General features: G+C 54.5%; 8 protein-coding genes. 2 read left to right on the top strand and 6 right to left on the bottom strand.

What is annotated here, in order from left to right:
• The coding region (locus tag MVD07_RS07130) for a DUF2226 domain-containing protein (RefSeq protein WP_366078483.1) at positions 1-429 on the bottom strand (429 nt) is incomplete at its 3' end.
• A gap of 114 nt (positions 430-543) precedes the next feature.
• Between MVD07_RS07130 and MVD07_RS07125 the strand changes: the two genes are divergently transcribed.
• The gene (locus MVD07_RS07125) at positions 544-2,007 is read left to right on the top strand and encodes a DHH family phosphoesterase (protein ID WP_297500123.1); all 1,464 of its coding nucleotides are present in this window, start codon (positions 544-546) and stop codon (positions 2,005-2,007) included.
• Here the strand turns inward: MVD07_RS07125 and MVD07_RS07120 are convergent.
• The 5 genes from MVD07_RS07120 to MVD07_RS07100 are packed head-to-tail and all read right to left on the bottom strand — an operon-like array spanning position 2,004 to position 4,598.
• Positions 2,004-2,213 carry a PRC-barrel domain-containing protein gene (locus tag MVD07_RS07120; RefSeq protein WP_297500120.1) on the bottom strand — a complete coding sequence of 70 codons (210 nt, stop codon included), beginning with the start codon at positions 2,211-2,213 and terminating at the stop codon, positions 2,004-2,006. The two genes, MVD07_RS07125 and MVD07_RS07120, sit on opposite strands and share 4 nt — an antisense overlap.
• 34 nt (positions 2,214-2,247) lie before the next feature.
• Entirely contained in the window at positions 2,248-2,766 is a 519-nt protein-coding gene (locus MVD07_RS07115; protein WP_297500111.1) for a hypothetical protein, read from the bottom strand.
• Positions 2,763-3,401, bottom strand: a complete 639-nt coding sequence (locus tag MVD07_RS07110) for a CTP-dependent riboflavin kinase (protein WP_297500108.1) — start codon at positions 3,399-3,401, stop codon at positions 2,763-2,765. The genes MVD07_RS07115 and MVD07_RS07110 overlap by 4 nt, the downstream gene beginning before the upstream one ends.
• Positions 3,398-3,961, bottom strand: coding sequence for an endonuclease V (locus MVD07_RS07105; RefSeq protein WP_297500105.1), 564 nt, complete (start codon positions 3,959-3,961; stop codon positions 3,398-3,400). Before MVD07_RS07105 ends, MVD07_RS07110 begins: the two co-directional genes overlap by 4 nt.
• 13 nt (positions 3,962-3,974) lie before the next feature.
• A complete protein-coding gene (locus MVD07_RS07100; RefSeq protein ID WP_297500117.1) occupies positions 3,975-4,598 on the bottom strand; it encodes a haloacid dehalogenase in 624 nt (207 codons plus the stop codon).
• A gap of 326 nt (positions 4,599-4,924) precedes the next feature.
• Here MVD07_RS07100 and MVD07_RS07095 point away from each other — a divergent pair.
• Positions 4,925-5,845 (top strand): methionine adenosyltransferase (locus MVD07_RS07095; RefSeq protein ID WP_297500114.1); only part of this gene is annotated, 921 nt, incomplete at its 3' end.

Raw genomic sequence — 5,845 nt, 5'->3', positions numbered from 1 at the left:
CTCCTCAGGTTTTGGGGGTGCTACTTCAGTGACCTCAGCCCTTTTCTCGAAGAGTTCGGAGAGCTGAACCTTGGGTGTCTCGGAGTAAGCATCAAGGTTCTCGGCCACTGACATCTTGAGCTCTATCTCGTCCAGGGTATAAACGTCAACGACCATCGGTTTTGACAGAAGGGATTTGAACAGTTCAACGGCCTCGGCCCCAGCGACGGTCTGATTGCTGTCCACGAGGAGGCACTCGGCCGCTAGGATCTTCGTCCTGTCGAAGAGCACTGTTATGTAGTACTTCCCCCCGCTGTCCTTTGCAAAGGTCTTGAGGAACGCCCCACTGCCCCTCGACAGGGCATCGCTTACCAGCTTCGCCAGCTCCTCCCCTGAGGTTATTACGACGTTCTCTGAGAGGGGGGCCTTGTCCGGTAGTTGCATCGCCATCACCATTAGCTATATATATCCCTGTTGGAATAGAGAAATCTGCAGCAGGGATTCCGCATATCGGTATATCAAAGCCTATATTTAAACATTGTTGTGCAAGTCAAGGTGGTGCTCATGAGGGTGCTCATCCTCGGTGGAGGCATTATAGGTCGCTCGATAGCCGAGTCCCTTAAGGGCGAGTTCGACGTTACGTTGGTTGAAAAGGATGAACTCAGGACCAGGTCCCTTGAAGAAGGAGGCCTTCGCGTTGTTCAGGGGGACTTCTCCTACACGGCTACGCTCCTCAAAGCCGGCATAGAGAATGCAGACCTTGTGATAATAACGACTATGGATCTCAACACGATAAAGAAGACGATCTACGTCATAAGGTCGAACAACAAGGAGGTTCCAATCCTTACGGTTCTCCCCGATGAGGTCACCCTCGACGAGCTCAAGAGAGGGCTCAGGGAGGAGTTCGAGTCCGAGGTTAAAGTTGACTACGGGATATCTCCTAGGATGGCCCTCAGGGAGGCTATGATAAAGACCGTTGAAATAATAGGCGAGAGGAAGAATGTGAACCTCCTGGTAAAGCACCTGAGGGCCCTCCGCGAGGAAGGGGATTCCCTTCTCATAGTTATGCACGACAATCCTGACCCGGATTCTATAGCGAGCGCCGCTGGACTTAGCCTCATAGCTCAAACTCTCGGCTTCAAGACAAAGATCGTATACGGAGGTGAGATAGCCCACCACGAGAACAGGGCCTTTGTGAACCTCCTCAGCATCGAGCTTATGAAGGTCTCAAGGGGCTCATACGAACTGAAACGCTACCCGTTCATAGCCCTCGTTGACTGCCAGCCGAACGGCAATATAACCATCCTTGAGAAGTCCGACTACGAGAGGATACAGATTGTCATTGATCACCACCAGGTTCTTCAGAACCTGTCGGATCACTTACCAAATGATGCGTTCATTGACATAAGGCCAGACGTCAACTCCTCCTCGGCCATTATCGTTGAATACCTGAAGGGTCTCAACCTGGAGGTTAACCCCCTGCTCGCAACCGCCCTCTTTTACGGTATCTATATTGACACCAAGAAGTTCTCCAAGCTCAGCCACGTTGATTTGAAGGCCATCGAATACCTGGCTGGCAAGGTTGACTACGAGCTACTCGACAAGATTGAGCATCCAGATATAAGCACCGAGACTGCCGAAATACTGGCCAAGGCGATACTCCACAGACGGATTTACAAGAACATAGTGATAAGCAATGTGGGCTTCATAACGAACAGGGACGCCCTCGCAGAGGCAGCTGACTTCCTGCTCAGGCTTGAGGGTATAACCACCGTCCTCGTCTTTGGAATAGTCGATGACAGCATAGAGATATCCGCGAGAACCCGCGACGTGAGGGTGAACATAGGGGCGGTAATGAAGGAGGCCTTCGGAGAAATAGGAAGTGGTGGAGGCCACGCCCAGGCCGGGGGAGCGAGGATACGGCTCGGCATATTCACCCTGGCGAAGGACAAGAACTCCCTCCTAAGGCTCGTGGAGGAGGCAATAACGGAGAAGTTCCTTGAGGCGCTAAAGGTAAAGGAGGGCTAATCCGCCTTGGCCCTGACGAGGACTATGTCTCCTATGGCAGTCACCCTGTCGTAGGGTACGCCCACCTTTTCTCCCGGCAGGACGAGGGCCAGAACTTTCCCCTCCCCCCTGTCGATCTGGATTAAGACCTCGTCAACGTAGCCGACGTAGTAACCCCTGGTGTTGTAAATCTGCTTGCCGTAGAGCTTCGAGAGGCGCATCACCATTTCAATCACCGGATTTGGTTATCTGTGGACGTATTTAAGCGTTGTCTTTCTCGATGGAGCGAAACTTCTCAAAGCCCCACCTTCCCAGAGCGGAGAAAAAGGACAGGGTTAATGCCATTCCTGAAAAAACCACTATGGCGTGGATTCCACCCTCAACGGCCTGTATAGGCCCATAAAACTTCAGGGCTAGGAGGGACAGTGCAAAGCCCCCCGTGTAGTTAGCTGGAACAAGTGCAACGTCTTTTAAGCTTGAGGGCCTTATGAACAGCATCAAAACCGTAACGAACGCCAGGAAGAACCTTGCATCGCCGATTCCCCACATGCCCCAGAGGAGACCTAGGGTAAGCGTAACCGCCAAACCGAGAAGGAACGCAACTGGCGAGGCACTAAACTTCTCCCCAACCCTCGTGCCCGCGAAGGCCCCAGCTATGGCACCTAAGGGTATGGCGTAGAGGAAAAGCTCGTTCTCGAAGGGGCTGTATGAGAATATAACAAGAAGGAAGCCAAGAAAGGCTCCAAGGCCTGCTGTGGCAAGAATTCCCCTCCGGTTCATTCCCTAACGACCTCCAGTCTAACTCTGTCCCCATCTTTGAGGCCGAGTCTCTCCCTGAGGTTGACCGGTGCTATTACCTCAGCTATCTTGGGGGGATGGATTGTTCTTGAGGGTATCACTATGGCACCTCCAACGCCGTCTATCCTGACCCTGTAGGCCTTGACGTCCCCAAAAGTCCTGCCGTTCCTGGCAAACCCGGGGAGTATCACAGGTCTGACATTGCAGAGGGCATCAAACACCGTCTTTGGAAAGAGAACCCTGACGTTGAGCGTCCCTAGATATGGGTCAAAGCCCAGGTACTCCCTTATAAGCGGGGCGTAGAGCTTGACGTAGTAAGCCCCTTCCCCAAGGCCCGAGACGATTTCGCCTATTATCACGCCACTGGAGATCGCCTCCGTTATCTCCTCGCACAGCTCCTCAAGGAAGCGGGCACCCTCGGCGGTTACCTCCACAAGGGTTTTCCTTCCAATGCTTTCCCTCTCGAGGAGTCCTTCTTTTTCCATCTCCCTTAGAAGCCTCAGAACCGTCTGAGGGGAAGTCCCAAGCTCCCCTGCGAGCTCCCTCACGGTGACCGATGTTTTCTGTCCAAGCGCACCCCTCTTTGCAAGACTGACCAGCAGGAGTATCTTCCTCATCCTCTCACCTTCGAAAGCTTATCGGCGAGTCTCAGCGGTTTCGGATAGCCCCTCTCCTCCAAAGACTCCACGATCTTAACTGCAGACTCCAAGTCAACGAGATGCCCAACGCTTACATAAGCTTTTCCCACCCTTGTGTATAGTTTTCTGGAAACCCCCCGGAGGGCTTTCTTTGCGACGCCCACTGTGGGCCTTTTAAGCACCAGTCCAAGGTGGCTGGCTAGACCGTATCTCCTGGGGTGGGCTCTGCCGTGCCCCTCAACTAGGAGGACGTCGAATTCTTCTCCGAGGGCTACCCTGAGAACCGGTCCAGTCTCGCGAAGGAAGAAGAAGGTGGGGATGTAGGGATAGCCCACCTTTACCTTAGCCGTCTTGGTCTTGAGCGGTTTGCATTCCGGGAAGGAGCAGAGGACGAAGGCTGGGAAAGCTGTGTTCCCCCTGTACGATACGTCAACGGCACCGACTGTTTTCACCTCCTTCAAGGGGAGCGGTCTTTCTACTGCCCTCTCTGCGAGCTTTCTCTGGATCTCGGCTATAACCCTCAGCTTTTTTGTCGGCATTTCAAAAAATCCCCTAATCGAGCTTCTCAAGGAGGGCCTCAAACTTTCCCTCCAGCTCTCTCCCCAGCTTTGCCCTTGTCAAATCTTCCAGGGTTCTCTCAAGGACGTACCTGGCCTGATCCTGCTTTTGTCGGATGTTCACGAGCCCCTTGGGGTATTCAAGAGTCATGAGGGCGTTATAGGTTCTCTCCATCTCGCGGTAGGCCTTCTCAGCCCCGGCGAGGTCTCCCCCAAGGAGGCGGAGTAGGAAGTAGCGCCTCAGCTCGCCGATGAAATCCCCCATTCCCAGGGCGTAGTCGGCCTTTGGGATCCCCAGTTCGTTGGGGCCTGGATATGGTTTTCCCGTTACGTAGCTCAGGAAGAGCGCCGATTCGACGTACTCCTGATGTGCATTCTGGACGTAGCCGGTGTAGTAGATGTCTGGATGGTATTTCAGCTTCTCCCAGAGTTCCTTCACTTTCTCGCCGGCGCTCCTGAACCTCTCTTCAGCACTCTCAATTTCTCCCCTGTGGAGGGCTTTTATGGTATCCCCGCTGAGCCTTACGATTTCTCTTGTCAGTTTGAGGGCCTCCTCCCTCAGGGAGTCTTTTTCGTCGAGCTCAGCCCTTATGGCTTCAACTATTTCCTCAATCTCCAACCCAACCACCGCCACAAGTTGGGGGAGAACCTTAAAAGTGTGGGCCCCGCCGATCCCCTGCCTTCACGTCTGCCGTCCGGCAGTCTCGGGCAGACCGGAGAGCGGGCCCTGTCCGCCCGGCATCGTCGCATCCGCTCATCGATGGTTCAGCCTCCTCCCGGATCCGAGCCGCCGGGCGTGACCGTCACTGAAAATTTTTTGGAGGTGCCTTTAAGGGTTTCGATTGCCATAACTGTGAGGAATGAGAGTTGCCCCCTACTATGCCGAAAATTATATAAGATTCCCGAACAAGCTGATTCTGCTGAAAGGAGGAGGTGGTGACGCTCATGGCTGAAAAGGTAAGAAACATAGTCGTTGAGGAGCTGGTGAGGACTCCGGTCGAGATGCAGAAGGTCGAGCTCGTCGAGAGAAAGGGCATCGGCCATCCAGACAGCATAGCCGATGGAATAGCCGAGGCCGTCAGCAGGGCCCTCAGCAGGGAGTACATAAAGCGCTATGGAATCATCCTCCACCACAACACCGACCAGGTTGAGGTCGTCGGCGGAAGGGCCTATCCGAGGTTCGGCGGCGGTGAGGTCATAAGACCCATCTACATCCTCCTCTCGGGGAGGGCCGTTGAGCTCGTTGACAGGGAGGAGTTCCCGGTTCATCAGGTCGCAATAAAAGCCGCCAAGGAGTACCTCAGGAAGGCCGTCAGACACCTTGACCTCAAGCACCACGTCGTCATAGACTCCCGCATCGGCCAGGGGAGCGTTGACCTCGTTGGGGTTTTCAACAAGGCCAAGGAGAACCCGATTCCGCTCGCGAACGACACCAGCTTCGGCGTCGGCTACGCCCCGCTCAGCGAGACCGAGAGGATAGTTCTTGAGACGGAAAAGCTGCTCAACAGCGAGAAGTTCAAGAAGGAGTGGCCGGCCGTTGGCGAGGACATAAAGGTCATGGGCCTGAGAAAGGGCGATGAGATAGACCTGACCATAGCAGCTGCCATCGTTGACAGCGAGGTTGACAACCCCGATGATTACATGGCGGTTAAGGAGGCAATCCACGACGCAGCATGGGAGATCGTTGAGGCCCACACAGAGAGGCCGACGAAGGTCTACGTCAACACCGCCGACGACCCGAAGGAAGGCATCTACTATATCACCGTCACTGGGACGAGCTCTGAATCCGGGGACGACGGTAGCGTTGGCAGAGGCAACCGCGTTAACGGGCTCATCACCCCCAACAGGCACATGAGCATGGAGGCC

The sequence above is a fragment of the Thermococcus sp. genome (genome assembly GCF_027008145.1).
GTDB lineage: Archaea > Methanobacteriota_B > Thermococci > Thermococcales > Thermococcaceae > Thermococcus.
The sequence above is the reverse complement of the archived record's forward strand: the minus strand, read 5'-3'. Positions and strand labels throughout refer to the sequence as shown.